Source organism: Nocardioides sp. (genome assembly GCF_044226305.1).
Taxonomy (GTDB): domain Bacteria; phylum Actinomycetota; class Actinomycetes; order Propionibacteriales; family Nocardioidaceae; genus Nocardioides.
The window spans coordinates 380,075-405,597 of the sequence record NZ_JBGAHF010000001.1; the positions used below are offsets into that span (position 1 = coordinate 380,075).

26 protein-coding genes are annotated in these 25,523 nt (G+C 72.4%); 13 read left to right on the forward strand and 13 right to left on the reverse strand.

Features of this window, described 5'->3' with window-relative positions:
- Positions 1-12: 12 nt before the first annotated feature.
- From ACILQ5_RS01985 to ACILQ5_RS02000, 4 genes are all read right to left on the reverse strand, one after another.
- Entirely contained in the window at positions 13-429 is a 417-nt protein-coding gene (locus ACILQ5_RS01985) for an HIT family protein (RefSeq protein WP_395656283.1), read from the reverse strand.
- A 222-nt stretch (positions 430-651) separates the two neighbouring features.
- Entirely contained in the window at positions 652-1,071 is a 420-nt protein-coding gene (locus tag ACILQ5_RS01990; protein WP_395656284.1) for a M15 family metallopeptidase, read from the reverse strand.
- Positions 1,068-1,946: a hypothetical protein gene (locus ACILQ5_RS01995; RefSeq protein ID WP_395656285.1), complete on the reverse strand. Its 879-nt coding sequence runs from the start codon at positions 1,944-1,946 to the stop codon at positions 1,068-1,070. The genes ACILQ5_RS01990 and ACILQ5_RS01995 overlap by 4 nt, the downstream gene beginning before the upstream one ends.
- A 43-nt stretch (positions 1,947-1,989) precedes the next feature.
- The gene (locus ACILQ5_RS02000) at positions 1,990-2,874 is read right to left on the reverse strand and encodes a DICT sensory domain-containing protein (RefSeq protein ID WP_395656286.1); all 885 of its coding nucleotides are present in this window, start codon (positions 2,872-2,874) and stop codon (positions 1,990-1,992) included.
- A 47-nt stretch (positions 2,875-2,921) separates the two neighbouring features.
- Between ACILQ5_RS02000 and ACILQ5_RS02005 the strand changes: the two genes are divergently transcribed.
- The 5 genes from ACILQ5_RS02005 to ACILQ5_RS02025 all read left to right on the forward strand — a co-directional run bounded on the left by ACILQ5_RS02005 (position 2,922) and on the right by ACILQ5_RS02025 (position 6,479).
- Entirely contained in the window at positions 2,922-3,143 is a 222-nt protein-coding gene (locus tag ACILQ5_RS02005; RefSeq protein ID WP_395656287.1) for a hypothetical protein, read from the forward strand.
- Positions 3,144-3,423: 280 nt separating this feature from the next.
- Positions 3,424-3,804 (forward strand): hypothetical protein, encoded by a 381-nt coding sequence (locus ACILQ5_RS02010; protein ID WP_395656288.1) that lies wholly within the window; start codon positions 3,424-3,426, stop codon positions 3,802-3,804.
- 32 nt (positions 3,805-3,836) lie between these two features.
- On the forward strand, positions 3,837-5,207 hold the full coding sequence (locus ACILQ5_RS02015) for a ferric reductase-like transmembrane domain-containing protein (RefSeq protein ID WP_395656289.1): 1,371 nt from the start codon (positions 3,837-3,839) through the stop codon (positions 5,205-5,207).
- A gap of 4 nt (positions 5,208-5,211) precedes the next feature.
- Positions 5,212-5,715: an FMN-binding protein gene (locus ACILQ5_RS02020; RefSeq protein WP_395656290.1), complete on the forward strand. Its 504-nt coding sequence runs from the start codon at positions 5,212-5,214 to the stop codon at positions 5,713-5,715.
- Positions 5,712-6,479, forward strand: a complete 768-nt coding sequence (locus tag ACILQ5_RS02025; protein ID WP_395656291.1) for an FAD:protein FMN transferase — start codon at positions 5,712-5,714, stop codon at positions 6,477-6,479. The genes ACILQ5_RS02020 and ACILQ5_RS02025 overlap by 4 nt, the downstream gene beginning before the upstream one ends.
- On the opposite strand, the gene ACILQ5_RS02030 is transcribed toward ACILQ5_RS02025, so the two are convergent.
- Positions 6,461-6,982 (reverse strand): PP2C family protein-serine/threonine phosphatase, encoded by a 522-nt coding sequence (locus ACILQ5_RS02030; RefSeq protein ID WP_395656292.1) that lies wholly within the window; start codon positions 6,980-6,982, stop codon positions 6,461-6,463. The genes ACILQ5_RS02025 and ACILQ5_RS02030 overlap by 19 nt on opposite strands.
- A complete protein-coding gene (locus ACILQ5_RS02035; RefSeq protein ID WP_395656293.1) occupies positions 6,967-8,019 on the reverse strand; it encodes a CHASE3 domain-containing protein in 1,053 nt (350 codons plus the stop codon). The genes ACILQ5_RS02030 and ACILQ5_RS02035 overlap by 16 nt, the downstream gene beginning before the upstream one ends.
- Before the next feature lie 137 nt (positions 8,020-8,156).
- Here ACILQ5_RS02035 and ACILQ5_RS02040 point away from each other — a divergent pair, with 137 nt between their 5' ends.
- A complete protein-coding gene (locus ACILQ5_RS02040; RefSeq protein WP_395656294.1) occupies positions 8,157-8,885 on the forward strand; it encodes a phosphatase PAP2 family protein in 729 nt (242 codons plus the stop codon).
- A 627-nt stretch (positions 8,886-9,512) separates the two neighbouring features.
- On the opposite strand, the gene ACILQ5_RS02045 is transcribed toward ACILQ5_RS02040, so the two are convergent.
- From ACILQ5_RS02045 to ACILQ5_RS02055, 3 genes are all read right to left on the reverse strand, one after another.
- Positions 9,513-9,923 carry a hypothetical protein gene (locus ACILQ5_RS02045; RefSeq protein WP_395656295.1) on the reverse strand — a complete coding sequence of 137 codons (411 nt, stop codon included), beginning with the start codon at positions 9,921-9,923 and terminating at the stop codon, positions 9,513-9,515.
- Positions 9,920-10,192, reverse strand: coding sequence for a hypothetical protein (locus ACILQ5_RS02050; RefSeq protein ID WP_395656296.1), 273 nt, complete (start codon positions 10,190-10,192; stop codon positions 9,920-9,922). Before ACILQ5_RS02050 ends, ACILQ5_RS02045 begins: the two co-directional genes overlap by 4 nt.
- Positions 10,193-10,278: 86 nt before the next feature.
- Positions 10,279-12,078 carry a SulP family inorganic anion transporter gene (locus ACILQ5_RS02055; protein WP_395656297.1) on the reverse strand — a complete coding sequence of 600 codons (1,800 nt, stop codon included), beginning with the start codon at positions 12,076-12,078 and terminating at the stop codon, positions 10,279-10,281.
- Between the two features lie 132 nt (positions 12,079-12,210).
- Between ACILQ5_RS02055 and ACILQ5_RS02060 the strand changes: the two genes are divergently transcribed.
- Both ACILQ5_RS02060 and ACILQ5_RS02065 read left to right on the forward strand, forming a co-directional pair.
- The gene (locus ACILQ5_RS02060) at positions 12,211-12,528 is read left to right on the forward strand and encodes a hypothetical protein (protein WP_395656298.1); all 318 of its coding nucleotides are present in this window, start codon (positions 12,211-12,213) and stop codon (positions 12,526-12,528) included.
- Complete coding sequence (locus tag ACILQ5_RS02065; protein ID WP_395656299.1) at positions 12,525-12,998, forward strand: hypothetical protein; 474 nt, start codon at positions 12,525-12,527, stop codon at positions 12,996-12,998. The genes ACILQ5_RS02060 and ACILQ5_RS02065 overlap by 4 nt, the downstream gene beginning before the upstream one ends.
- Before the next feature lie 95 nt (positions 12,999-13,093).
- On the opposite strand, the gene ACILQ5_RS02070 is transcribed toward ACILQ5_RS02065, so the two are convergent.
- The 3 genes from ACILQ5_RS02070 to ACILQ5_RS02080 all read right to left on the reverse strand — a co-directional run bounded on the left by ACILQ5_RS02070 (position 13,094) and on the right by ACILQ5_RS02080 (position 15,706).
- Positions 13,094-14,173 (reverse strand): serine hydrolase domain-containing protein, encoded by a 1,080-nt coding sequence (locus ACILQ5_RS02070; RefSeq protein WP_395656300.1) that lies wholly within the window; start codon positions 14,171-14,173, stop codon positions 13,094-13,096.
- Positions 14,174-14,210: 37 nt separating this feature from the next.
- Positions 14,211-14,909, reverse strand: coding sequence for a type 1 glutamine amidotransferase domain-containing protein (locus tag ACILQ5_RS02075; RefSeq protein ID WP_395656301.1), 699 nt, complete (start codon positions 14,907-14,909; stop codon positions 14,211-14,213).
- 365 nt (positions 14,910-15,274) lie between these two features.
- Positions 15,275-15,706 carry a hypothetical protein gene (locus tag ACILQ5_RS02080; RefSeq protein ID WP_395656302.1) on the reverse strand — a complete coding sequence of 144 codons (432 nt, stop codon included), beginning with the start codon at positions 15,704-15,706 and terminating at the stop codon, positions 15,275-15,277.
- Between the two features lie 694 nt (positions 15,707-16,400).
- Between ACILQ5_RS02080 and ACILQ5_RS02085 the strand changes: the two genes are divergently transcribed.
- On the forward strand, positions 16,401-17,060 hold the full coding sequence (locus tag ACILQ5_RS02085; protein ID WP_395656303.1) for a DedA family protein: 660 nt from the start codon (positions 16,401-16,403) through the stop codon (positions 17,058-17,060).
- Positions 17,061-17,105: 45 nt separating this feature from the next.
- Here ACILQ5_RS02085 and ACILQ5_RS02090 read toward each other — a convergent pair whose 3' ends face one another.
- Positions 17,106-17,681, reverse strand: coding sequence for a hypothetical protein (locus tag ACILQ5_RS02090; RefSeq protein ID WP_395656304.1), 576 nt, complete (start codon positions 17,679-17,681; stop codon positions 17,106-17,108).
- Positions 17,682-17,889: 208 nt separating this feature from the next.
- Here ACILQ5_RS02090 and ACILQ5_RS02095 point away from each other — a divergent pair, with 208 nt between their 5' ends.
- The 4 genes from ACILQ5_RS02095 to ACILQ5_RS02110 all read left to right on the forward strand — a co-directional run bounded on the left by ACILQ5_RS02095 (position 17,890) and on the right by ACILQ5_RS02110 (position 25,311).
- Positions 17,890-19,518 carry a SulP family inorganic anion transporter gene (locus ACILQ5_RS02095; RefSeq protein ID WP_395656305.1) on the forward strand — a complete coding sequence of 543 codons (1,629 nt, stop codon included), beginning with the start codon at positions 17,890-17,892 and terminating at the stop codon, positions 19,516-19,518.
- Complete coding sequence (gene gntH, locus ACILQ5_RS02100; RefSeq protein WP_395656306.1) at positions 19,515-20,651, forward strand: guanitoxin biosynthesis MBL fold metallo-hydrolase GntH; 1,137 nt, start codon at positions 19,515-19,517, stop codon at positions 20,649-20,651. Before ACILQ5_RS02095 ends, gntH begins: the two co-directional genes overlap by 4 nt.
- Positions 20,652-21,277: 626 nt before the next feature.
- The gene (locus ACILQ5_RS02105; protein ID WP_395656307.1) at positions 21,278-23,503 is read left to right on the forward strand and encodes a LuxR C-terminal-related transcriptional regulator; all 2,226 of its coding nucleotides are present in this window, start codon (positions 21,278-21,280) and stop codon (positions 23,501-23,503) included.
- Between the two features lie 65 nt (positions 23,504-23,568).
- A complete protein-coding gene (locus ACILQ5_RS02110; protein ID WP_395656308.1) occupies positions 23,569-25,311 on the forward strand; it encodes a SulP family inorganic anion transporter in 1,743 nt (580 codons plus the stop codon).
- The last annotated feature ends 212 nt before the right edge of the window (positions 25,312-25,523 follow it).

Here is a 25,523-nt window from a genome sequence, read left to right on the forward strand (position 1 = left end):
GTCCGGGCCGGTTCAGGTTGCTGACCGGAGCCGCGCGGCGTACTCGGCCGCCTCGCCGTCGGCGTACTTCGTCCGCGGCCAGAAGAAGCCGCGCAGCCCGTCCCCCTTCGTCCGGGGCACGACGTGCAGGTGCAGGTGCGGCACGGACTGGCTGACGACGTTGTTCACGGCCACGAAGCTGCCCTGGGCCCCCAGCCCGGCGACCATGGCCGCCGCGAGCCGCTGGCCCGCCTCGAGGAACGGGTCGCGGAGCCGGGCCGGCAGGTCGACGAGGGTGACCACGTGCTGGCGCGGCACCAGCAGGACGTGGCCCTTGAAGAGCGGGCGCCGGTCGAGGAACGCGACCAGCTCCGGCTCGTCGAGCACCACGTCGGCGGGCAGGTCGCCGGCGACGATCGAGCAGAACACGCAGTCGGGGTCGGCGGTCACCAGGTGAATCTAGCCAGCGACCGGTCCCGGCAGGGTCGACCGCCGCCTCCCGTCTCCCGGCCGGAGGCCTGGGTGGCTACGGTCTCGAACAGCGGCCACGGGCTCAGTCGCAGTTCCGGTCGCACGGGCGCGGCGCCACGAGCGCGCGGGCGCGGCTGCCGACGTAGTCGAAGTGCTGGGTGTCGCCGAGGCCGTAGGTCCACCGCAGGCCGTGCCGGGCCATCAGCCGGACGACGGCGTGCGTGCGCGAGCGCCAGGCGACCCGCGGGTGGGACAGGCGACCCGCGGGTGGGAGTGGCCCTGCCACCAGGCGTCCGGGACGATGCCCCGCGCCGAGCGGTACGGGTTCTCCCACGTGTTGAGGTCGAGCGAGCGGCCGTAGCTGTGCGGCGATCGCACCCCGGGCCGGCCGGTGACGTCGCGGCAGTTGAACGCCGAGGTGTTGCCGGCCGCCATCGACGCGTAGTCGTCCCCGCCGTGCGAGCGGGCTCCCCAGCCGAAGCGGTCGACCCTGTACATCGCCCGGACCGGCAGCCGGTGCCGGTACATGTCGGCGAGCGCCGAGCCGATGGCCCGGGCGGCGTCGGCCGACGCGACGAGCTCGCCGCGGCGCGCGTAGCCGTGGTAGTCCCAGTAGCTCACCCGGACCAGCCGGAGCGACGACCGCCCCAGCGGGCAGCCGGAGTGCCAGGTGACACCGGCCATCTGCCGCCAGGTCCGGGCGGGGATCGGCGTGACCACCAGTGCGGCCCGTCGCCGGCGGCTCGCGGCTGCGGCGGGAGCGACCGGCGCGGCCGGGGCGCTGCGGCCGGGAGCCGCACCGGCGGCGTGGGGGGCAGGTTGTCGACGCGGTGCACCGGGCTCCACCCGCCCTCGACCCACTCCTGCCCCACCGCACGGGCCCGCCACCGGGAGTCGACGCGCGGGGTCGTCGTGATGGCGGCGCGCCCGTGGGTGTCGGTGCGGAGCCGGCGCACCAGCTCCCAGCGCTTGCCGGCCAGCGACCGGAACAGCTCGACGGTGCCCTCGACCGGGTCGCCCGACCGGGTCGTCCAGCGGACGGTGACCGCCACGTCGTGACCGTCGACGACCTTCTCCGGCCCTCCGGTCGCCACGCGGCCGTTGCGGCGCAGCAGCTCCAGGCGGCCCGTCGTCGTGACCGGGTCGTGGTCGACGTCGCCCGCATAGGTCGCCCGGACCGCGTTGTCGGCGGCCGTCCGGGCCACGACGAGGTCGACGGCCGCGTGCCCCTCGGCGTCGGTCGTGAGGGTCGCGACCGACGTCCACGCCCCTGCAGTGCGCCGCTCGACCAGGACCGGGGCGCCGGGCACGGGGTCACCGGCGTCGCTGGTCAGGTCCACCTCGAGCGTGGTCGGCCGGTCGGCGTACGCCGGCGTCGGGTCGAGCTGCAACCGGGTCGGCGTGGTGACCGCTGCCCCCTCGGCCGACGCGGTCAGTGACCCGAGGCCGACGAGGAGGGCGGACGTCAGCAACACCAGTCGGAACCCGAGCGACATGGCGCCAGTGTGCCTCGCCGCCGGCGCGGCACCGGCCGGAGGGTCAGCCGCGACCCGCGGGGGTGCCCGCGTCGACGTACGCGACGACGCGGTTGAAGAGCGTGGTGACGGCAGCGAGGTCGGTCACGCCCGACGGCGCCGGCCCGGCGAGGTCGAAGAGGACCGGTGACGCCTCCGCGGCCCCGGCCTGCTGCGCGGTGCGGGCGCAGACCCGGGCGGCGTCGCGGACGGCGGCCGGGTCGACGGTCCACAGGCTCTCGAAGAGCCGGTCCCCGTCGCGGACGTCCTCCTGACCGGGCAGCTCCCAGGCAGTGAGTGCGGCAGGGAGCTCCGCCGACTCGCACACCACGACCCACTCGCGACGCATCGGCGAGTCCGCTGCGAGCGCGACCTCGACCAGCCCGTCGCCGGCCGCCGTGGCGTCGGGGCTGTCGACGAGCACGAACGCCGAGCGGGCGACCCGGGCGAGCTCGCGCCACCGGGCCCGCGCGGGACGCCAGAACTCCGCGCGCTGGAACGCGCCGAACAGGTGCGGTCGCGTGGCCCGGGCGCAGAACTCGTCCTCGATCGCCCAGGACAGGGCGAGCAGGGTGTCCTTGCGCAGCCGGTAGGGCTGCAGCGCCGGGTGCCGGCGCCGCAGCTCGGCGAACACCGAGGCCGGCGCCGGCTCGGCCTCGGCGAGCGTCTGCGTCACCGCCCGGTCGATCGCCACGTCGAGCCGGACGCCGTCCTCGCGCCGGCGCAGCACCTCCGCGATCACCGGCACGTCGCTCTCGCGGTAGCGGCGGTGCCCGCTGGGCAGCCGGTCGGGCGTCGGGAAGCCGTGCCGCTGCTCCCACATCCGCAGCGTCGCCGGGGCGACGCCGGTGCGCTCGGCGAGGTCACCGATCGTCAGGAGGCCTTGCGAAGACTTCAACACGTGGTTCATATTGTTCACAGTAGATCTCAACAAGCCGTTTAGCCAAGGGGGTCGGGGTGCGAACCGCTCAGCAGTTCTACGACGACACCGCGGCGACGGCCTGGCGGCTCGCGCGGTGCCTCCACCGCTCCCCGGCTGACGCGGAGGACGCCCTGGCGCGCGCCTACGCCGAGCTGCTCGCCGAGCCCGGCGCGCTCGAGCACCCGCGCGCCCGCACCCACCTCCTCGCCCTGCTCACCGAGCACGCCCGCGCCGCCCTCCCTCTCCGCGCGGGCTGAGGACGGACGCCGTCGGGCCGATCGTCCTCCCGGCCCGGCGGCGGACGTCCGGCGACCCGGTGGCCTCGCAGCCCCGCGCACCGCCCTCCCCGACCCGCCCCGTGGCGTCTCACAGGAAGCGGACAGGAAGGGCCCAGCCCGGACCCAACCTGGCCCGGGAGGCTACGAGCACCGCAAGAACGAGATGGGAGATCCCGGTGCCCGAGAACACCACCCCCGACAGCGCCCCGCAGCGGCCCGACGGCGAGACCGCGCCGATCGGCGCCACCAGCGGCAACAGGTGGGAGCCTGCGGCGCACGAGGCCACCCCGCCGGCGCCGCCCGCGGACCAGCCCCCGGCACCGCCGGCGCCCCCGTCGGGCAGCCCCTCCCCGTCCCGCCGGCCCCGGCTGGTCGACCCGCCCGGCCCAGCCGCGCGGCCCTCCTGGCCGGCGGCGCGGCCGCCGCCCTGGTCCTGGTCGGTGCCGGCGCCTTCGCGGCCGGCCACGCCGCGGCCGGCGACGGTGGCCGGGACGAGTCGTTCCCGGTCGACCAGCGCTGGCAGCAGGACGGGCCGCCCCCGGGCGCGCCCGCCCCCGGCACCCTCCCCGGCGACCACGACGACGACGACTACGGCGACCACGACGACGACGACTCGTCGGAGGGTGGCGAGTCGGAATGACCTCCACCCTGCCCGCTCCCACGGTGTCCCACATGAGGCACCGTGAGAGCGGGACCCGGGCCCAGCTCGACGCCGGCGTCCGGCTGGTCGCCGGCTCCGCGCTCTGGCTGTCCCTGCTCCTGGTCACCTACTGGTGGGCTGCGGCCGGCGGGGTCACCGACCTCGGTGGCTGGGTGACCGGCCTGACGTCGGTCGGCCGGCTGACGGGCCTGGTCGCCTCGGTGCTCCTGCTCGCGCAGGTGCTCCTGATGGCGCGGGTGCCCGTCCTCGAGCGCGCCTTCGGGCAGGACCGGTTGGCGCGCCAGCACCGGCTGGTCGGCTTCACCTCGTTCAACCTGATGCTCACGCACGTCGTCCTGATCACCTGGGGCTACGCCGTCGGCTCGCTCGCGCAGGTCCCGACCACGCTGTGGAACCTGACCTGGCAGGACCCGGGCATGCTGCTCGCGGTCGCCGGCACCGTCTTCCTGTTCCTCGTCGTCGGCACCAGCATCCGCGCCGCCCGGCGCCGGATCCGCTACGAGTCGTGGCACCTGATCCACCTCTACGCCTACGTGGGCGTGGGCCTCGCCCTGCCCCACCAGCTCTGGACCGGGCAGCAGTTCCTCTCCTCCCCCGGCCGCACCGTCTTCTGGTGGACCGCCTGGGCCCTCGCCGCCGGCGCCGTCGTGGTCTGGCGCGTCGCGCTACCGCTGTGGCGCACCGCCTGGCACCAGGTCCGGGTGACCTCGGTCGTCCAGGAGGCCCCGGGCATCGCCTCGGTGTACATGACCGGCCGCCACCTGCACCGGATGAAGGCCGAGGCCGGGCAGTTCTTCACCTGGCGCTTCCTCGGCCGTCCGGGCTGGACCCGCGCCAACCCCTACTCCCTGTCGGCGGCACCGGACGGTCGCAGCCTGCGGATCACCGTGCAGGACGTCGGCGACGGCAGCCGCAGCGCCCACCAGCTGACCCCCGGCACCCGGGTGCTCGTCGAGGGCCCCTACGGCCGGCTCAGCTCCCGCGCGCGCACCCAGCCCCGCGTCGCCCTGATCGGCGCCGGCGTCGGGATGGCCCCGCTGCGCGCGCTCGCCGAGGAGCTGCCCTACGCCCCTGGCGACGCGATCTACGTCGAGCGGTACGGCGACACGCCCCTGTTCGCCCGCGAGGTCGACACCCTGTGCCGCGAGCGCGGCCTGCAGGTGCTGCGGCTCCCCGGGCACCGGCGCGCCGACTGGTCCTGGATGCCACCCAGCGTCGGCCAGTTCTCCGACCTCGACGCCCTGCGCGGCTGGATCCCCGACATCGCCTACCGCGACGTCTACGTCTGCGGGCCCGACGCCTGGGCGACCCTGGTCCGCCGCGACCTCCTGGCCGCCGGGCTGCCGCCCGAGCGCCTCCACGTCGAGACCTTCGCGTGGTGACCCCGTGAAGCGCATCGTCCTCTGGTTCCTCAGCACCGTGTCCGTGCTGGTGCTGCTCTTCGGCTACCACACGTCGACCTCGGGGCCGGCCGTCACCGCCAGTCCCCCGGCCGCGATCTCGAGCTCGGGGCACGGCTCCGGCGGCTCGTCCTCCGGCGGAGGCTCCGGCGGCGGGTCGGGCGGCTCCGGCGGCTCCTCGGACGGATCGGCCCAGGGGTCGCAGCCGACCTCGTCGCGGACCGTCACCGGAAGCGTCGCCCAGACCCAGTGGGGTCCGGTCCAGGTCGAGGTGACCCTGTCCGGCAGCACCATCACCCACGTGAGCGTGCCGCAGTACCCGAACAGCAACGGGCAGGACATCGAGATCGCCAACTACGCGCTGCCGATCCTCATCCAGGAGACGATGGACCAGCAGAGCGCGAACATCGACATGGTCAGCGGGGCCACCTACACGAGCGCGGGCTACATCCAGTCGTTGCAGAGCGCGCTCGACCAGGCCGGGATGTGACCACCACCGTGACGGCCCCGGTGCACCGGCGCGTCGAGATGGTGATGGGCCTGCCGATCAGCCTCGCCCTGCGCGGCCGGCACGCCACCGGCCCGCGCGCCGACGCCGCCTGGGCCGAGGTGCTCGGCGTGCTCCGGGAGGCCGACCGGGTCTTCAGCCGCTACCAGCCGGACTCCGCCATCTCCCGGCTCGGGCGCGGCGAGATCGGCGTCGCGGACTGCCCGACGGAGGTCGCCGAGGTGCTGGCGCTGGCCGAGGAGGCGCGCCGGACGTCCGGCGGCGCCTTCGACGTACGCCGTCCGGGCGTGCCGCTCGACACCGACGGCGTCGTCAAGGGCTGGGCCGTGCAGCGCGCGAGCCGGGCGCTCGAGGCGCTCGAGGGCACCGACTCCTGCCTCTCCGGCGGCGGCGACATGGTCTGCGCCGTGCGCGACCCGGGCGGCGAGCCGTGGCGGATCGGGATCGAGGACCCGCGGGACCCGACCCGGGTGCTCGCCGTGGTGCCGGTCCACCACGGTGCGGTCGCGACCTCGGGAGCCGCCCACCGCGGTGCGCACGTCGTGGACGCCCGGAGCGGCCGGCCGCCCGAGGGCGTCGCCTCGGTGACCGTGGTGGCCGACGACCTCACCTGGGCCGACATCGACGCCACGGCGGCGTACGCGATGGGTCGCGGGGCGCTCGACTGGCTGCGGACCCGGCCCGGCCGCAGCGGGCTCGTCGTCTGGGCGGACGGGTCCACCGACACCTACGCGACCGGTCGCTGACCCCGGCCCTGGCGTCCCGCGGCCAGGATCGTGACGTCGTCGCGCGGGCGCACCTCGTGGTCCCGGACGGCCGACCGGAGTCGGTGCACGATCTCGACGGTGTCGCCGGCGCGACCGACCGTCGCCAGCACGCCGTCGGTCCCGAACTCCTCGCCCCGGTCGTCACGCGCCTCGAGGACGCCGTCGGAGAACGCGACCAGCCGGTCCCCCGGCCCGAACCGGACGGTCTCGATCGTCCAGGTCGCGTCGTCGAGCACCGGGCTGACCAGCGGTCCGGTCGGCACCAGCGGCAGCACCTCGCCGTCCGCGCGGACCAGGAACGGCGAGGGGTGGCCGGCGTTGCTGTAGGTCAGGGTGTCCGAGGCCAGGTCGAGCACGGCGACGACGAGCGTCACGAAGGTCTCGTTCTCGTCGTGGAGGGTCGACCGGGCCACCGCGACGGCCGGCTCGAGCCCCTCGCGGCGGAGCACCGTGGCGAGCGCGATCTTCAGGCGGAGCCCCACGAGGGCCGCGACCGGGCCGTGCCCCGACACGTCGCCGAGGACGATGGCCAGCCGGTCCGGGGCGAGGTCGACGAGGTCGAGGAAGTCACCGGCCAGGACCCCCTCGGCCGAGGCGATCTCTCACCGGTGATCGCGAGCCCGGGCCGGTCCACCGGCCGCAGTGCCAGGGCAGACTGGAGCGCGGCCACCGCGGGCTCTCCGAGCGCCAGCGCCTCGGTCGCCCGCCGGGACTCGTCGAGCTCGTCGAGCAGCGCGCGCCGCATCGTGTCGACGTCCCGGGCCACGGCCTCGACCTCGCGTGGTCCGTCCACCGTGACGGCGTGGTCCAGGTCGCCGCGGGCCACCGCCCGGCTGCCGGCCCCGAGCGCCGCGACCGGGCGCAGCACGGTCCGGTCGAACGCGACGGCGGCGAGCACGGCGGTGCCGAGGAACGCCAGCACGGTCAGCGCCAGCAGCACCGACAGGCGGGTGAGGAGGTCGTCGGCCCGCCGGGTCGCGGCCAGCTGCTCGTCGGCGATCGTCGCGTCGGCGGCCGCCCACGCGCGACGGACGTCGTCGAAGAGCTCCTTGCCCCGCCCGGTCTCGACGAGGGCCACCGCGCGCGGCCGGTCGCCCGCGCGGGCGGCGGCGAGCTCGCGCTCGGCCGTCCGGAGCCAGGCGGTGTGGGCGCGGGTCACCGCGTCCAGCCGCTCCAGGACCTGGGCCGACGCGTGGGTGCGGACCACGGCGAGGTTCTCCGCGATCCGGTCCGGCGCGTCGTCGTACGGCTGGAGGAAGTCCGCGCGCCCGGTGAGGATGTAGCCCCGCTCGCCGGTCTCCTGGTCGACGTACGACGCGAGCACCGCCCCGAGGGCGACGCGGGAGGGGCCGAGGTCGTCCTCGAGGCGGGACTGGGCGTCGGCGACCTGGACGACGGTGAGCACGAGGAGCGAGCCGACGACCACGCTCAGCGCCGCGACGAGGACGGCGACCAGCCGGACGGCCGTCCGGGCGGACCAACCGTCCGACGCGCCGTGGGGTGCGCTCGGACCGGGCACGCGGGCACCTCCTCCCGAGACGGACGCGCCATTCAAGCACCCGGGTCCTGAGGTCCGTGGGCGCTTCAGGAGTGCACTCACCTGTTCGGGGGAACCACCAGGGGATGGAGCGTACGACGAGAGGGAAGCTGGGCGCGGTGACCACCGTGCTCGTGGCCTGGGCGATCATCCTCGCGGTGGTCCTGGGGGTGGGGTGGCTGATCACGCACAGCCTCGCATCGAGCGTCGACCCCTGGGACAACGACGCGTCGCGGTGGTTCGCCTCCGAACGCACCTCGGAGCTCTCCGACGCCGCGAACGTCGGCACGTTCCTGGGCGAGACCCCGGTCGGCATGGCGGTGGCGGCCGTCGTCGCGGCCGTCGTCTCGCTGTGGAAGCGCTCCTGGCGCCCGGCGGCGTACTTCGCCCTCCTCGTGGCCGGCATCGGCGGGTTCTACTGGGTCACGACGACCCTGATCACCCGGCAGCGGCCGCCGGTGCGGATCCTCGACCCGGGCCTGGTGCCCGACCACAGCTTCCCCTCGGGTCACGTCGCGACCGCGATCGCCGTCTACGGCGGCACCGCGCTGCTGTGCTGGTGGCTGGCGCCGCGCACCCGTCCGTGGGTGTGGGTGCTCGTGCTGGTGCCGGTGTTCGTGGCGCTCTCCCGGCTCTACCAGGGGGCGCACCACATCACCGACGTGCTCGCCAGCCTCTGCTACACGACCGCCTGGATCGCCGTCGTCGCCACCGTGCTGCTGCGACGCTCGTCACCGGCCACGGGCGACCGCGCGGCTCATGACGGCGACGCCCAGCGTCATCAGGACGACGGCGACGCTGCCGGCAGCCACCGGCACGACCCGTCCCGATCCGTGGGTCGTCTGTAGCTGGATGTAGAGCATCGAGGCGGCGTAGCCGATGGTCCCGGCCCCACCGGTCGCCGCCACCAGGGCGGCGGCCAGGCCTCGTCCTCGGCCGCGCGCGAGCATCGGCTTCATCCTGACCTCCTCGGCAGTCGCTCCGGTCGTCGTCGGGCACGGTAACCACCCAGCCTGTGCGCCAACCGTGCGCCGACTACATGGTGGACGCCGAGGCCCGGGTCCGGCGAGGACCAAAGACCCGAGATCCGCTTACGTTCGGACCTGTGGTGGGCGCGGTCGAGCGCGAGAACCTGAGACGTGCCCGGACGTTGACGCGGATCTGGGTGTGGTACCGCGTCCGTCCGGGCCTCAGTCTGTCCGGCCTGGGTCGGTGAGTTTTGTCGGCCGGCCGATGAAGCTCGCGCTGGGACGACGAAGGTTCATCGTCCAGGCATGAGTTTTGTCGGCCGGCCGATGAAGCTCGCGCTGGGACGACGAAGGTTCGTCGTCCAGGCATGAGTTTTGTCGGCCGGCCGACAAAACTCGCGTCGCGACGACGAAGGTTCATCGTCGTCCCGACCCGGAACTCGTCGTCCACCCAGCGGGCGTCCGGCCGTCGAGGTGGCGTGGCCCCCGCCCCGACCGGGCCGCACGTCACGGCGTGACGCGCACCAGGTCCTCGGCCGCGATCCACGTCTCGGCGAGCGTGCGGCCGCCGGCCCCGCGGATCGCACCGACCAGCGGCTCGGCCCACAGGTGCTCCAGCAGCGCCACGGCGGCGACCCCGCCCGGCGGCACGGCATCGGCCAGCGACCAGGTGTCGCCGTCAACCTCCGCCCCGTCCCCGCCGCCGAGCAGCTCAGCCGCGAGCGAACCGAGCTCGGGGTCGAAGCCCACCGGTGGCGGCAGGGTGTCGAAGGAGCCGTCGTCGTCGCGGTGCACCAGCAGCACGTCGACCAGGCGGACGACGCCAGCCTCGCGCAGCCGGCCGAGCTCCTCGAGGACCGCGCCCGAGAACGACGGGTTCTCGAACCCGACGACGAGCACCTGCACCGGGCCGCTCACGACGTCGACGCCGTCCGCGCCCGCAGGTCGTCGTACTCCTGCTGCGTGAGCACGCCGGTCTCGAGCAGCCGGTCCAGCGCCTCGACCGGGTCCCGGCGCTCGACCGGCGCGACCGGCGCGACCGGAGGCGGCGGCGGCGGGGGTGGCGGGGCCGGCGGTCTGGGGTGCGACGCGGCGTAGGCCTGGGCCGGGGACAGCCGGCCGCCGTAGTAGGGGACGTCACCGGTCATGCCGGTCCTCCGCAGCTGGCGCGGGACCAGGAACACCATGACCCCAGCATGCCGCAGCGGGCCGGTCCCGTCCCCCGATCCTGCGCCTAGGGGACCTCGACGAGCGTGCTGCTGCCGCACCCGGCTCAGGCGGCCGGCGGGGCCGGGTGCTGGGCGACGCAGGCCTGGACGGCGGCCGAGACGGTGCCGTGGAAGTGCTCGGGACCGATCAGCTCGGTCAGGCCGGTCGCGTCGAAGTCGGCCCGGAGCTCGTCGGTCGCCCGCGCGACCTCGAAGCTGATGTTGCGGCCGTGCAGGCCCGCCTGCACCTCGCGGATCGCGCCGACCGCGGCGGCGTCGACCCCGCTGATCATGGTGGCGTCGAGGACCAGGTGGTGCACCGGCTTCGGGGCGCCGTCGACCGCGGCCCACACGCGGCGCTTGAAGAAGTGCGCGTTGGCGAAGAACACCCGCTCCTGGATGCGGTAGACGACGACACCGGGGGTGACCACGGCATCGGCGTGGGTGGTCACGTCGGCGTACCGACCCTCCTGGTCGGAGTAGCCGAGCACGGCGTCGCCAGGGGTGGCGGTCCGGCGTACGACGTCGATGATCGACAGCACGACCGCGACCCCGATCGCGGGCAGCACGCCGACCACCACCACGCACAGCGAGGTGACGGCCGCGATCGCGACCTCGGTGCGGCTGCTGCTCGCGAGCTCGCGCCACTGGCTCGGGTCGATCAGCTTCACCGAGGCATACACGATCACCGCGCCGAGGACCGCCGTGGGGAGGAAGCGGATCGGTCCGGTGAGGAACAGCAGGATCACCACGATGGTGGCGAACGCCATCAGCCCGCTGAGCTGGCTGGTCGCCTTCATCGCGTCGTTGACAGCGGTGCGGGAGCCGCTGGTGCCGATCGGCATGCCGTGCGTGAAGCCGGCGGCGACGTTCGCGGCGCTGAAGGCGAGCAGCTCCTGATCGGCGTCGACGGTCTCGCCGTGCCGGGCCGCGAACGACCGCGCCGTCAGGATCGAGTCGGCGAAGCTGACCAGGAAGATGGCCACCGCCGGGAGCGCGAGCGAGAGCAGGTCCTCGAGGCTCAGGTGCGGCCGGGCGAACGACGGCAGCCCGGCCGGGGTGGAGCCGGTGACCGAGACCCCGTGGGACTCCAGGTCGAGCGCCCAGGAGGCGGCGATCCCGAGGACCACGACCGTGAGGGCACCCGGCCACCGCGGCAGGAACCGACCGACCAGGACCAGCAGCAGCAGTGCGGACCCGGCGACGGCGAGGGTCGGCGGGTTCGCGTCACCGAGGTGCACGACGATGTCGACGGCTTCGCGGATCGCGCCGTCGTAGGTGCTGGACAGCCCGGTCAGCTTCTCCAGCTGGCTCAGCATCATCAGCACGGCGATGCCGGTGATGTAGCCGACGAGCACGGACTGGGAGAAGTAGTCCGCGACCCAGCCGATCCTCAGGAGCCGGGCCACCAGGAAGACCGCGCCGGCGGCGATCGCCAGGGCCGCGGCGAGGGTGGCGTACTCGGCCGAGCCGGCGGCGGCGAGCGGGGCGAGGCTGCTGGCGACGAGCAGGGCGACGGCGCCCTCCGGCCCGATCACCACGCGCACGCCGGAGCCGAGGACCGCGTACGCCAGCACGGGCAGGAGCAGCGAGTAGAGACCCGCGGTCACCGGGAGGCCGGCGAGCTCGGCGTACGCCATCGACGCCGGCAGCGCGAGCGCCGCCACGGTGAGGCCGGCGACCAGGTCGGACTGGACCCGGTCTCGCGAGTAGCCCCTCACCCACCCGACGAGCGGCACGTAGCGCCGGGTCCACGGCGGCTTGGTCGAGGACGCGAACGGCGACCTGCCGGCGTAGGCGGTCTTGAAGGGGACGTGCGGAACGTCGGCGGCTGCGCCGTTCCCACCGGCATCACCAGACGTCATCGTGCTCCTCGGTCGACCGCATCGTAGTGGCGCGCGTGGTGGTCTGGTCGGCTTCTGGCAGAGGTCACCCGGAACGAGGGAACTTGGTCGATCCGGCCCCCGGCAGGGCGCGGCGCCTGCCACGGTGCTGACGTGGACACGCCCGAGGAGACAGCGGCCCCGGCGGCCGAGGAGACAGCGGCCCCGGCGGCCGAGGAGACAGCGACGACGACCGTGGAGGCGCCGCGGAGGTCGCGCGCCCGGGTGATCGGCCTGGCCGCGCTGGCCGTCGCTCTGGTCGCGGTCGTCGTCGTCGGCTGGCGGGTCCGGCGCAAGGTCAGCATCATCTCGGAGGCCACCGCCGAGATCGAGGCCGAGCTCGCCGACCTCGACCCGGTCGAACGCGCTGCCGTCCTCGCCCAGCTGGCCCGGGGCACCGTCCTGGACGTCCGCGCCGGGCTGGGCCGATGAGCCCGTCCGCCCGTCGGTCCGTGGGCACCGTGCTCGTCCTGGGCGCGCTGTCGTGGGGCCTCGCGGGCTGCGGCAGCGACTCCTCCGACTCCTCCGGCTCGTCCGGCTCCTCCGACGCGACCGCGACACCCACGGAGTCGGCCGCCTGCGGCGACGTCGCCGCCCTGGAGGACTCGCTGAGCGCACTCGAGGGCGTCGACGTGCGGCAGGACGGCGTCGACGCGCTGACCGGTGCGATCGCGGACGTGCGGACCGACCTCGCGGCCGCCGCCTCGTCGGCCTCCTCGGAGCTGCAGCCCCAGGTGCAGGAGGTCACGACCGCGTTCGACGCGCTCGAGACCGCGACGGAAGGACTGACGACCGACGACGTCGCGACCCAGGCGCCGGCGATCGTGACGGCGCTCGGGCAGGTGGCGACCGCGTCGAGCGACCTCGCCACGGCGATCTCGCAGGCCTGCCCGGAGGGCTAGGAGGACCCGGTCAGCCCCCGCGCGCGCCCGATCGGCGCGTCATCGGCGCCGGCACCCGGACGGCGTCGTGGCCGGACCAGGACGGCGACCGGGCCTCACACCGGCGGGAGGCCGAGCGCCTCGCGGACGGCGTTCTCCAGGCGTCCCCCGCGGTCGTGGGTGCCGACGTGGCCGGTCATGAACGCTGCGGCGTACCCGCCCGAGGTGCTCCACCACCCGAAGCTGCCGCCGGTGCCGCCCATGCCGTAGCCGTCCTCGTCGACGCCGACGCCCAGGCCCCACTCACGGTCGCCGCCGGCGACCAGGTCGGGCTCCTCGCCCCGGGTGCGGACGAGCTCCTCCATCATCGTCGGGCCGAGCAGCCGACCCTGAGCGAGGGCGGCGTAGAGGCCCGAGACGGCGCGAGCCGTCCCGTGCCCGTTGACGGCCGGGACCTCGGCCCGACGCCACCGCTCCCCGTTCACCACCGCAACGTCCCGCGCTCCCGGCGGGTTCGCGATGGCGCGCTCGTACAGAGGCGGGTAGCCCTGCTGCGACGCGAGGAAGTCGTCCCCGAAGCCGGACAGGTCGGCGACCCGGTCGAGCTCGGTCGCACCGAGCCCGACGTGGAAGTCGAGCCCGAGCGGCCCGCAGACCTCCGAGCGCAGGAACTCGCCGAGCGACCGGCCGTCGACGGCACGGACCACCTGCCCGAGCAGGTGGCCGTGGAACAGGGCGGACTCGCCCTGGGCCGTGCCCGGCGGCCAGCTCGGCTCCTGCCGCTCCAGCAGCGAGCACATCAGGTCCCAGTCGTAGAAGGCCTCGGTCGGCGCGTCCTCGTCGAGTGCGACCAGGCCGGCCCGGTGGGACAGGGCGTCACGGACGGTGGCGCGGGCCCGCCAGGCCGGCCAGTACTCCTGCATCGGCAGGTCGAGGCCGACCAGGCCGCGGTCGGCCAGCACGAGCACGCACATCGCCGCGAACGGCTTGGTGACCGAGTACGGCATCACCAGCGTGTCCTGCGTCCAGGGCCGGGTGTGCGCCACGTCGGCCCACCCGCCCCAGACGTCGACGATCCACTCGCCGTCGTGCCAGACCGCGAAGGACGCGCCGGTGCCGGGCTGCTCCTCGAGCACCCCGGCGAAGACGTCCCGGACGCGGGCGAAGCGGGCGGCGGTCGTCCCGTGCACCTCCATGGCGCACGATCCTCGCACGACCCTGCGGCACGTGCCGTCAGGACTTGAGCAGCCCGACGACCTCCTGCGCGGCCCGGGTGCTGGAGGCCGGGTTCTGGCCGGTCACGAGGTTGTCGTCGACGACCACGAAGGGCGCCCACGGCTCTCCCGAGGAGAACGTCGCTCCGGCCTCGCGCAGCCGGGACTCCAGCAGCCAGGGCGCCTTGTCGGCGAGGCCGGCCTGCTCCTCCTCGGCGTCGGTGAAGGCGGTCAGCTGGCGACCGGCGAACAGCCAGGAGCCGTCGGCCCGCTGGGCGGGCAGGAGACCGGCCGGGCCGTGGCAGACGGACGAGACGACCTTGCCCCCGTCGAGCATGGTCACGAGGACGCGGCCGAGGTCCTCGCTGACGGCGAGGTCCTCCATCGGCCCGTGTCCGCCGGGCACGAAGACGGCGTCGTAGGAGTCGAGGTCGACATCGGCGAGGACCAGCGTCGACTCGAGCCGCCCTGCGAGGGCATCGAGGGCCTTGTGCTGCTTCGCTGACTCCTCCTCTCCGACGGTATCCGGGGCGAGGCTGCCCTCGTCCACGACCGGCGTCCTGCCCTCGGGGCTGGCGAGGTCGACGTCGATCCCCGCGTCGGAGAACACCTGCAGCGGGGAGAGCACTTCCTCGGCCCAGAAGCCGGTCGGATGCGCGGTCCCGTCGCTGAGAGTCCAGTGGTCGGAACCGGTCAGGACGAACAAGATCTTCGGCACGTCAGCAATCCTCGAGTCAGGGGCGTGACGCCGTACGGCGTCACCTCATGACGCTACCCACGAGGTGGCCGGCCCAATCGCACGCACATCGCCGCCTATTCTGCGAAGACCTCGTGGTGGTGTCGTGGGCTTGGCGGGTGGGGGGTCTCTCGCGGTGACCCGCCGAGGGAGCTGATGTTGCGCTCGAGGAGAGCGGCGTGGCATTGACGCCTGAGGGTGAGGCCGGCGACCAGCAGGTCGGCCCGGGCTGCGGTGAGCGGACCTAGGCGCGCGGACGCTTCGGGGCGCTCGAGGACGGCGTTGGGGGTGGACACGGAACGCGACGGCGAAGGCGGCCGGTGCCGACGCAGTCGCGGTCCCTTCCGCTATCCCCAGGACCAGCCGCAGCAGGCGGCCGAGTCGGCGAGGAACGGGTAGGTCCATCCGTCGTCGCCGCCGCGTGCGCCGGGGTCGATCCTCAGCTGGGTGAACACGCGGCCGTGGACCTGAAGGCTGTTGAGGGTTCTCGGCTTGGAGAACGTGGCGGTGGCGGTGACCGTCTGGCGCTGCCGCTTGCCAGGTGCTACCGCCACCTTTTGCTCGTACCGCTCCCACGTGCCTCGTGCTACCGCCACCTTCGGCCCGTACCGCTTCCACTTCGTGACGTTGAAGGACACTTCGCCGTCGTAGCAGTCCAAGATGATCTCGGTGGGACGCACCTGGGCTGTCTGGCAGTCGCCGACGATGCGCACGGGCTTGGACGGCTTGGCGGCCACGCTTGATGCTGCGGCGGGACTCGCGGTCGCGACGGTCGGCATGAGGGGCAGCGTGAGGAAGGCGAGAGTGAGGGCGACCGCTGTGCGGCGGGGTCGAAGAGCAGGCATCCGCGGTCCTTGCGTCGTGGGTGTTCGGATGGCCGGGAAGTGTAGGTGGTACGCCCGGGGGCGGGAGCGTGTTTGCAGGGACGGGGCCGATTCGACTCGACGCGCAGAGACTCCGGACAACGACGGTGGGTGCGACGTCGTAGAGATGTGACGATGTCGGAAAAGCCGGGTGTGGTTCGTGAGCTGGTGTCCTTCGTGTGCAGTGAGCACGCGGAGTGTTCCGTGCAGGGACCCAGGGCACCACGGCCGCGAAGAAGCAGAGTCCTCTCGACAACGATGTCGATCCGCTGATGCCGCGAGTCGGGCGCACGAACCTGCCGATGTGAGGGCGACTCCGTCAGAGGAAGGTGTCGACGTTTCGTCGGTCAACGATTGTGGGTCCAAGGCGCCCGGTTGGCAGCGGCGCTCTTACCGCAGCGTATTGCTGGAGTTCGTGCGTTGCCCCAGGCTCGACCGTCGTACGGGTCTAGGGTCCAGGGGCGCATACGCGACCGGGCAGCTCTGGCGAAGCCTGTTGGCGTCGTGTCAGCGTGGCGGCGTGGTGCGCATGAGGGAAGGGTACGGGCGAGTGGCGGGTCGGTGGAGTCAGGCGTCTCAGCGGCAACGCTGGTGCGTCGTGCTCGGCTGCGTGGTCGTGTTCTTCGTGGTCCTGGCGGCGTTCGTGTATGCCGCCACGGGTGACGGCTTCTCCGTCGCCGATGCACCGAACGACTTCCTGACCTACCTCGGCGTCTTCGGGCTCATCGCGTTGGACGGTGTCGTCCCGGTCTTCCCCGGGGAGACGACTCTCAACGCTGCTGCGACGGCTGCGGCGCAGGGAACCCTTGATCTGCTGCCCGTCATCATCATGGGCGCTCTCGGGGCGATCGTCGGTGACTCTGCGCTGTTCTGGCTAGCCCGACGGTCATCTCGTCGAATCCAGCCGCAACTGGACAAGGCGAGGGCGAACCCCAAGGTGAGCCAGGGTCTGGAGATCATGGACGGGAGCGTCCCTGTGCTCATCGTGGGCGGTCGCTACGTTCCCGGGCTTCGGTTCCTCGTGAACGCGACGATGGGTCTGTCCGACATCCCCTACCGACGCTTCCTGGGGTGGTCGGTGCTGAGCGGCGTGCTCTGGAGCGCCTACACGTGTCTGCTCGCCTATTGGATCGGTCTCAGTCTCGGTGAGTATCCCCTCGCGTCGGTCGTGATCTCCGGGACCGTGACGACCGTGGCGATCGGGGTCGTCTTCTGGACACTGCGCCGTCAGCGCGCGAGGTCGACGTCTGAGGCGCCTGACCCTCGGTGAACGCTTCGCGAGCGGGCCGACCGCAGGCGGTCGTCAGGGGGGTGCTCACCGGACCGTGCTCCCGGTACCTGAGGAGCAGTTCTCGGGCGCGTGGTTGCCGCTGATGGTGAAGTCCTCGCAGGTGAGGACCCGCGGGTGCTGGGTCCCGACGAGGAACGACGTGAGCATGATGGTGGCGACGACGCCGGCCACCGCGAGTCGCTCACGACCCTGGAGGCGCTCGGCGCTGGGGATGATGAGGCGGACCAGGAAGGCTGCCAGTGCCGGCAGCCCGACGATGGTGATGATGACTCCGAGCCAGAACAGGGCCTGGTAGATCCCTGAGGTGCCGCCAACGGGGAGGATCCACGCGAGGACGATCCACAGGGTCGGCAGCAGGAGCGCCAGCACATCCGGTCGCCGCCACACACGCGGTCCCCTCGAGTACCCGAGCGCGAGGAACGCCGAGGTGGCTGCGGCCCACAGCGCCAGGTGCTGCTCGAAGAAGACGACGCCCCACACGCCGAGCGTGAAGGCCGGCCAGGACCCGAGCGCTGCGCCCGCCAGCGCCGCGGCCACAACCCGGCGGCCGTCCTCGTCGAGCAGGGGCTCACGTCGCGCAGTTCGGGTCTGGTCGTCCATGACCCCAGTCAATGCCCGTGGAGCCGTGCGCATCATCCCCCATGGGGGACGACTGTGACGGTCACGTCGACCGACCATGGCCCCAGGAAGCAGGGAGGGTTGACCGGTGGATGTTCCGCGCCCGGGTACCGCCGCCAGGTCTGGCAGACCGGCGGTCGCTCCGGCGTGGCTGAAGGGCTATCCGAGGGCGTGGCTGGGCCGAGACCTGGTGGCAGGACTGACGCTGTGGGCGCTGGTGGTGCCCGAGGCGATGGCGTACGCGTCCATCGCTGGCGTCCCTGCCCAGTTCGGCCTCTACTCGGTCCCGCTCGCCGTCCTCGCCTACTCGTGGCTGGGCAGCTCCCAGCGTCTCTTCGTCGGACCGAGCTCGACCGTCGCGGCGCTCACGGCAACGGTGGTGGCGCCGCTCGCGGCCGCCTCGACCGACCAGTACGTCGCCCTGACTGCGGTCCTGTCGCTGCTGGTCGGGGCCGTGTTCCTCGCCCTGGCTGCCCTGCGGCTGGGGTTCATCTCCCGCCTCTTCGCAGAACCGGTCCTGGACGGGTTCATCATCGGGCTCGGCGTCTACGTCGTCGTCGGGCAGCTGCCCAAGCTGGTCGGGATGGAGAAGCCCGACGGAAACACGGTCCAGCAGCTGTGGGACGTCGCGACGTCGTGGACCTCGTGGAACACCGCAAGCGTCGCCGTGGGCTTCTGCTCGTTGGCAGCGCTGATGATCCTGCGCCGCGTGGCGCCGAAGGTCCCCGCAGCCCTGCTGATCGTTGCACTGTCCCTGCTGCTCGTTCCGGTCCTCGGCCTCGAAGACAAGGGCGTCGAGATCGTGGGGACCCTGCCGTCGGGGTTCGTGTTCGCGTCGTGGAGCGCGGTGACCTTCCGTGACGTGCTCGACCTGCTCCCCGGCGCCCTGGGCATCGTGGTCGTCGGGTTCGCGGAAGGTCTCGCGGTCGCGAAGGTCTACGCCGCCAAGGACCGGACGACCGTCGACGCGAACCGGGAGCTCCTCGCCTACGGCGCGGCATCGGTCGGTGCTGGGGTTCTCCAGGGCTTCCCGCCAGCGGGGAGCCTGTCGAAGTCGGCCGCGGCCGAGGACAGCGGCGCTCGGACCCCACTTGCCTTTGTCACGACGGCCGGGCTGGTGACCTTGACCATCCTGTTCCTCACCGGCCTGTTCACCAACCTCCCCGAACCCGTCCTCGGCGCGATCGTGATCTCCGCCGTCATCGGGATGATCACCCCCCGCAAGATCTGGCACCTGCACCAGGTGCGGGTCCCGGACTTCTGGCTCGCCCTCTCCGCCTTCCTCGGGGTCGTCCTCATCGAGGTCATGGCAGGAGTGCTGATCGGCATCCTGCTGAGCCTCGTCCTGCTCCTCCAACGGCTGAGCACCCCGCACGTCGCCGTGCTCGGACGTCACCCGGACCGGGGGTTCGTCGACATCGACACGAACCCGGACACGGTCCCGGTAGAGGGCACGGTCATCCTGCGCATCGACGGACCGCTTGTCTTCGCCAGCATCGACCCCGTCATCGACCGGCTCACCGCGCTGACCATCGACGCAGAACCGCGCCCGCGCCGGGTCGTCATCGACCTCGACTCGACGTCCGAGATCGATGTGACCGCAGCCGGGGCGTTGGCCACGGCCGTCGACGACCTGCACGCCGCTGGGGTCGAGGTCCGTTTCGCCGCGGCCCACGCCCAAGTCCGCGAGTACGCCGCACGGCTGGGCCACGACCAGCTCGCAGGTCTGGTGGACCCGTACCCGACCGTGAGCGCCGCCGTCGGCGTGCCGCCCGCACCAGACCATCCGCATCCGCATCCGAAAGGGATGGCACCATGACCGAGGTCATCAACGAGAGCACACCGCTTGCGATCGAGGGGAGCATCGAGCCGCTGACCACGACACCGGTGGTCGGCGTACCGATGAGAATCTACCCGGCCGCCTTCGAACCGGGCGAGGAGCTCGCCGCCGGCGAGGTCAGGGTGACGGTGCTCGGAAGCGGTGACCCGTTCGTCCGGCCGGGCCAGGCGTCGGCATCGATCCTGGTCGAGGTCGGCAACGAGGAACGCGACATCTTCTTCCTCGACCTCGGGTCGGGCGCCTTGAAGAACTTCACCGGTCTGCGGCTCCCGGTCACCGCGACGACCAAGGTGTTCCTGACCCACCTGCACGCCGACCACGTCGGGGACGTGCCCACGCTGGTCTACAGCATGGCGAAGGCCGGGCGCCGGGACCCGGTCGAGGTGTGGGGCCCGGCCAGCGACCCGGCAGAGCTCGGGACCAAGGTGTACATCGAGAAGCTCGAGGAAGCCCACCGCTGGGACATGGAGTCGTTGTGCGGTCATCCCGGCCAGTCGGGTGCACGGGCCATCGTGACCGAGGTGCCCTACGACACCTCGGCCGTGGTCTACGAGCGCAACGGCGTGACGATCAGCTCCTTCCCGGTGATCCACATCCAGAACGGCGCGGTCGGCTACCGCCTCGACTACGCGGGGCGCAGCGTCGTGTTCTCCGGAGACACCCGCCCGTGCCGGCCACTTGTCGACGCCGCCACCGGATCGGACCTCCTCATCCACGAGACCTTCCCCTCCGCCGAGGTCTACGCCACGAAGGCAGGGGTTCCTCCCGCCTTCGCCGAGCAGATCGTCAACGGCGTCCACACCAGCCCGGCGATGGCAGGCAAGATCTTCAAGCTGAGCGGCGCCCGCATGTCGGTGATGTGGCACCTCGCCGTCGACCACGACACCGTCGGTGCCGCCTACCGGGAGATGCGCACCCGGTATGACGGGCCGGCCACCATCGCGCAGGACCTGACGGTCTTCAACCTGACCCCTGATGCCGTGGTGGTGCGCCAGGCCGTGCTCGACCCGATGCCGTGGCCGGTCCTGGGACCGACCGTGGTGACCGGCCCCCCGATGGCCGCACCACCTGCGCCTCCGGCGTGGTGGGCCGACGCCCTGCTCACCGACTGAGCGGGAGGCGAGGTCGGACTTGTTACGACGGGTGCGAGTCCCAGTCCAAGAACAGCACGCAGGCACCCGAGCTGGAGGGAAGCAGCCCCTCGTGGACCTCGACGTCGTAGGTCGGGCGGCCACCGTCATTCGGGGACGGCTCAGGACGAGCCGTGCGTTCCCAGCGAGCTGAGAGTCCGCATCGAGCAGCGCCAGCATGCCGTGGATGCGTCGAGCTGCAGGTCCAGGTGGCTGCTCCTCGTCCCACCGGTCGAGGAACGCACCCGTGGGGAGGAACCCGAGGCTGCGTGGGACGGCACTCATCCAGATCGTCGAGGGCGACAGGTCGAGCAGCGTGAGGCTGTCGCCGGCGACGAGGACGCCGCGAGCGATCTGCGCGTAGACCTCTCCCGCGCCGACCACGCTGTCCATGCGGTCTCCTGCTCGTGGGCCCAGTACCTGTCAACACGCCCGGCTCGACCTCCGGCAGGTCGGGCTCACCACCAGTGAACTCGGCGGCCGCAGCAGCTGTCATCGTTCGCGGAGGATGAACGACCTGCACGTTTGATGCACCCGGGTCGACCCTCCCCCCACCACAGGACCTTCCGCCGTGGCCCCGGATCTGTGCGGTGCGGCAGGATCCAGATGTGGACGAGACGAGCAGCACGCTTGCGGCGACTCCACGGACCGCATCGGTCGGACGTCGCCACCTCGTCGCGCGACTCCGTACGAACGCGAACGTTCCGGTCGTTGCCGTGCATGCTGCTGCCGGTTTCGGGAAGTCCACCCTCGCAGCGCAGTGGGCTGAGGACGACCCACGGCCCCACGCGGTCGCACACCTGACGGCGGCCTCCAACGACCCGGCGACCCTGGCCGGCAACATCATCGAGGCACTCGGGTCGCTCGGCCCGGACGCAGGCCACTTGCGCGCGGTAGCCACCGGTGCGGAACCTGGCTTCTCGGCACTCCTGCTCCCCGCCATCGTCAGCCTCGCTTCGTCTCGCGGCCGTGACTACGTCGTGGTACTCGACGACGTCCACCTGATCGACCACCCCGCGTGCCAGGCCGTCCTCGAAGCGCTCGTCAGCGGAGTTCCGCACGGCTCCCAGGTCGCGTTCCTCGGGCGAAACGCGCCGTGGCCCTGGCTGGCCCGCCTGCACGTCGAGGGACGACTGCTCTGTCTGGGAGCTGACGACCTCGCCTTCGACGACGAGGAGAGCACCCGCCTGTTGGTACGGCTGGGCATCGACCCTTCCGCAGCGTCGGGTGCCGACCTCGCGGCATGGTCCGGAGGCTGGCCGGCGGCGCTGTACCTGATGGCCCTCGCGGTCAGGGACGAGCGGGCCGACCCACGTTTGGGATCCTTCGACGGGACGGCCACCGACCGGTTCGTCCGGGACTACCTGATCTGCGAGGTCGTCGGAGGTCTCGACGTCACGACCCGCGACTTCCTGCGGCGGACCTCGATCCTCGAGGGCCTGACCGCTCCTGTGTGCGACGCGATCCTCGAGCGTCACGACTCTGCCTCGATCCTCGCGAGGCTAGCCGCCGACCTCCAGCTCGTGGTCGCCGCCGACCAGGACGAGCACCGCTACCGCTACCACCACCTCCTGATCGACGCGCTGCAGGCCGACCTCCAGGCACGCGAGCCGTGGACGGTGCCGTTCCTGCACCACCGGGCCGCGCTCTGGTACCAGAACCGTGGAGAGCTCGACGCCGCCATCCGGCATGCCAAGGCGTCCGAGGACCTCGAGCTCACCGGGAGGCTGGTGTGGTCCGGTGTTCCTGCCTGCATCTCGTCCGGGCACCCGGATCGCCTCACCACCTGGCTGGTCGACCTCGACGACGCCGCCATCAGATCCGACCGCTGGCTCGGCCTCGCCGCGGCATGGCTGGGACTGCAGGCGGGCGACGCCGCGGGCATGACGCGCTGGCTCCTCGCTGCGGAGGAGCACGCCGGCACAGGTTGGGAGGCACGCGTGACGGACGACGAGTACGCAGCCAGCCTGGCCTGCCTGCACGTCGTGGTCGGTGACCGGAGCATCGAGGAGTGCCTCGAGCTCTGCCTCGGAGCCGAGCAAGGCCTGCCACGGGACTCCGGTTTCCGTGCCGCCGCCCTGCTCAACCAGGGCGTCGCCCAGACCCTCCTCCGCCAGTTCCAGGAAGGAGCGGACAGCCTCCGTCGTGCCGAACTCCTCGGGCGCGCGCTCAGGGTCCCCATCATCGAGGCGAACGCCCTGGCCTGGCGCGGGATGCTGGCCGTGCTCACCGACGACTGGTCCGAAGGCGCGCCGCTGATCGAGCGCGCCGGTGCACTCGTCGAGACCCACCACCTCGAACGCCTCGCGACATCGGTCAACACCATCACCGCCGTCGCGTTGCTCCGGGCAGCGCGCGGCGACAAGAACGAAGCGCGAGTCCTGCTCGCCACAGCCCGCCGCCTCACCACACGCGTCAGCCAGATCGCCCCCTGGTTCGCGGTCGCCGGTCCGCTCATCCAGGCCCGCGCCGCGATCCTGCTCGGCGAACCCGCCCTGGCGCGCACCCTGTGCGCCGAAGCCAGGCACCACCTCGGATCCGACTTCGTCGGCACCCTGCTCGTCGAACTCCTCGCCGACACCGAGGCTCGCCTGCGGACCCTCCAAGACGACCAGCTCTTCTCACAGACGCTGACGGCGTCGCAGATGCGGGTCCTGCAGTTCCTCCCCAGCCGGCTCACGTTCGACCAGATCGGCGAGCACCTGTTCCTCTCCCGGGCCACGATCAAGAGCCACGCATCCGCCATCTACCGCAAGCTGGGGGTGGCCTCGCGCGACGAGGCCGTGGCCAGGGCGAGGGCCCTTGGCCTGGTCGAGGCACCGCCGACTGACTGATCCGGCTCACCGGTTCATCCCCGAGGGCTGATGCCGGTGCGTCATCTCTGGAGTTGCATGGCCACGTGCAGCCGTTCCGTGAGGCCTACCGCGGCCGCGGTCCGTTCGCCTCGGAGAGCCGCCCACCCCTAGCCACCCGCTACGTCCCGTTCGCCCGGTCCATGGCTGGCTACACCCGCCTGCGTTGCCGCTCCGACGTCATCGCAGGGATCACCGTCGCGGCGCTCGCCCTGCCCTCGGCCATGGCGTACGCCGAGCTTGCCGGGGCGCCGGTGAGCGCCGGCCTGTACGCCCTTCTCCTGCCCGTCGTCGCGTTCGCGGTCTTCGGGCCGGCCCCTCGTCTCGTCGTCGGCCCCGAGGGCACCGTGTCGCTGCTGGTGGCGGCTTCGCTGGCACCACTCGCCGTCACCGGCAGCACCGACTACGGGGTACTCGCGGCCATGCTCTCGGTGATGGTGGGTCTGGTGTTCCTCATCGCCCGAGCGATCCGGCTCGGGTGGATCGCGGACTACTTCTCGCAGGCCGTGCTCGTCGGGTACATCACCGGCGTCGCGGTCGTCCTCGTCCTCGGACAGCTCGGCAAGCTGGTCGGCGTCTCGAGCGACGAGGACGGAGCCATCAAGGAAGCCGTCGACATCGTCGTACACCTCGATGACGCGAACCCCACGACCGTAGCCGTGGCCGGACTGTCGCTCGTCCTGCTCGTCGTCCTCGGCAGGACCGGTCGACGCATTCCCGGCGCCCTCCTCCTGGTGGTCCTGGGTATCGCGGCGTCGTGGGTCCTCGACCTCGCCAGCCACGGCGTCGCGGTGACAGGTCCGGTCCCCAGTGGTCTGCCGAGCGTCTCGATGCCACGCATCGGTGGTTCCGAGCTCCGCGACCTGGGCGCGGCTGCGGTGGCCATCTTCCTGGTCTCGTTCTCCGACTCGATCCTCACCGCCCGATCGTTTGCGGCTCGCCGACACGAGGTCGTCGACGCGAACCAGGAACTGCTCGCCATGGGCGTCACCCAGATCGCGTCCGGGATGAGCCAAGGCATCCCCGTCGGCACGAGCGGGTCACGTACCGCCGTCAACGACGACATGGGTGCGACCAGCCAGGTCAGCGGCCTGGCAAGCGCCGCCATGATCGCCGCGATCCTGCTGTTCCTCACCGGACCCATCCAGTACCTGCCGTCGGCAGTCCTCGGTGCCGTCATCGTCTTCTCCGCCATCAAGCTCATCGACCCCGCCCAGTGGCACTCACTCGCGCTCAGCAGCAAGACCGAAGCAGGCATCGCAGGCGTCACGGCACTGTTCGTCCTCACCATTGGCGTCCTTCCAGCGATCGTCGTCGCTGTCGTCCTCTCGCTGACCGATGTCATCCGGCGAGCCGCTCGACCCGCTGACGCCGTCCTGGGTTGGTCGGACTCAGAAGGGCGCTACGTCGACGTCATCGGTCATCCCGGCGCCGGGATCACGCCCGGGGTCGTCGTGTACCGGATCCAGGACCGGATGTTCTTCGCCAACGCCCACTTCTTCAAGCGGCGCCTGTGGGCGGCCGTCGACGGCGCACCCAAGCCCGTTCGTCACGTGGTGCTGGACGCCTCTTTCGTCAGTGACATCGACGCCAGCGCGGAGGTCGCCCTCCGAGAGGTGGTCGACGTCCTGAGGGAGAAGGGCATCGAGCTCCACGTTGCCCGGGCTGCGATGGAGCTGCGTGAGCGTTTCGACGAGGTCGGTCTGACGGACCTGATCGGTGCCGACAGCTTCCACGGGACCGTGGAGGCGGCCGTCGAACAGTGTGCATCAGGTCAGGTCACCGAATGACTGCGACGAGTCGTGTCGCCGTCGACCACCGCGCGTCGGCCACACTGACCGGGCCGCCACCTACCATCTCCTTGCCTCGACCCGCCTGACCGGTCCAGCGGTCAGCGCCGAGCGTGGTTTCAGGCTCGCGAGCTCGCACCTCAACCACCGACGAAAGCGCGAGAGCCGCTCCGACCTGGTGTCGGAGCGGCTCTCGTTCAAGAGGGCTGGCT

What these genes read in the sequence shown, in the direction of transcription:
- ACILQ5_RS01995 (WP_395656285.1), bottom strand. Translation starts at nt 1,946, where the DNA reads ATGTCGCTCGGGTTCCGACTGGTGTTGCTGACGTCCGCCCTCCTCGTC.
- ACILQ5_RS02000 (WP_395656286.1), bottom strand. Translation starts at nt 2,874, where the DNA reads ATGAACCACGTGTTGAAGTCTTCGCAAGGCCTCCTGACGATCGGTGAC.
- ACILQ5_RS02015 (WP_395656289.1), top strand. Translation starts at nt 3,837, where the DNA reads ATGAGGCACCGTGAGAGCGGGACCCGGGCCCAGCTCGACGCCGGCGTC.
- ACILQ5_RS02050 (WP_395656296.1), bottom strand. Translation starts at nt 10,192, where the DNA reads ATGGTGTTCCTGGTCCCGCGCCAGCTGCGGAGGACCGGCATGACCGGT.
- ACILQ5_RS02055 (WP_395656297.1), bottom strand. Translation starts at nt 12,078, where the DNA reads ATGACGTCTGGTGATGCCGGTGGGAACGGCGCAGCCGCCGACGTTCCG.
- ACILQ5_RS02065 (WP_395656299.1), top strand. Translation starts at nt 12,525, where the DNA reads ATGAGCCCGTCCGCCCGTCGGTCCGTGGGCACCGTGCTCGTCCTGGGC.
- ACILQ5_RS02070 (WP_395656300.1), bottom strand. Translation starts at nt 14,173, where the DNA reads ATGGAGGTGCACGGGACGACCGCCGCCCGCTTCGCCCGCGTCCGGGAC.
- ACILQ5_RS02080 (WP_395656302.1), bottom strand. Translation starts at nt 15,706, where the DNA reads ATGCCGACCGTCGCGACCGCGAGTCCCGCCGCAGCATCAAGCGTGGCC.
- ACILQ5_RS02090 (WP_395656304.1), bottom strand. Translation starts at nt 17,681, where the DNA reads ATGGACGACCAGACCCGAACTGCGCGACGTGAGCCCCTGCTCGACGAG.
- gntH (WP_395656306.1), top strand. Translation starts at nt 19,515, where the DNA reads ATGACCGAGGTCATCAACGAGAGCACACCGCTTGCGATCGAGGGGAGC.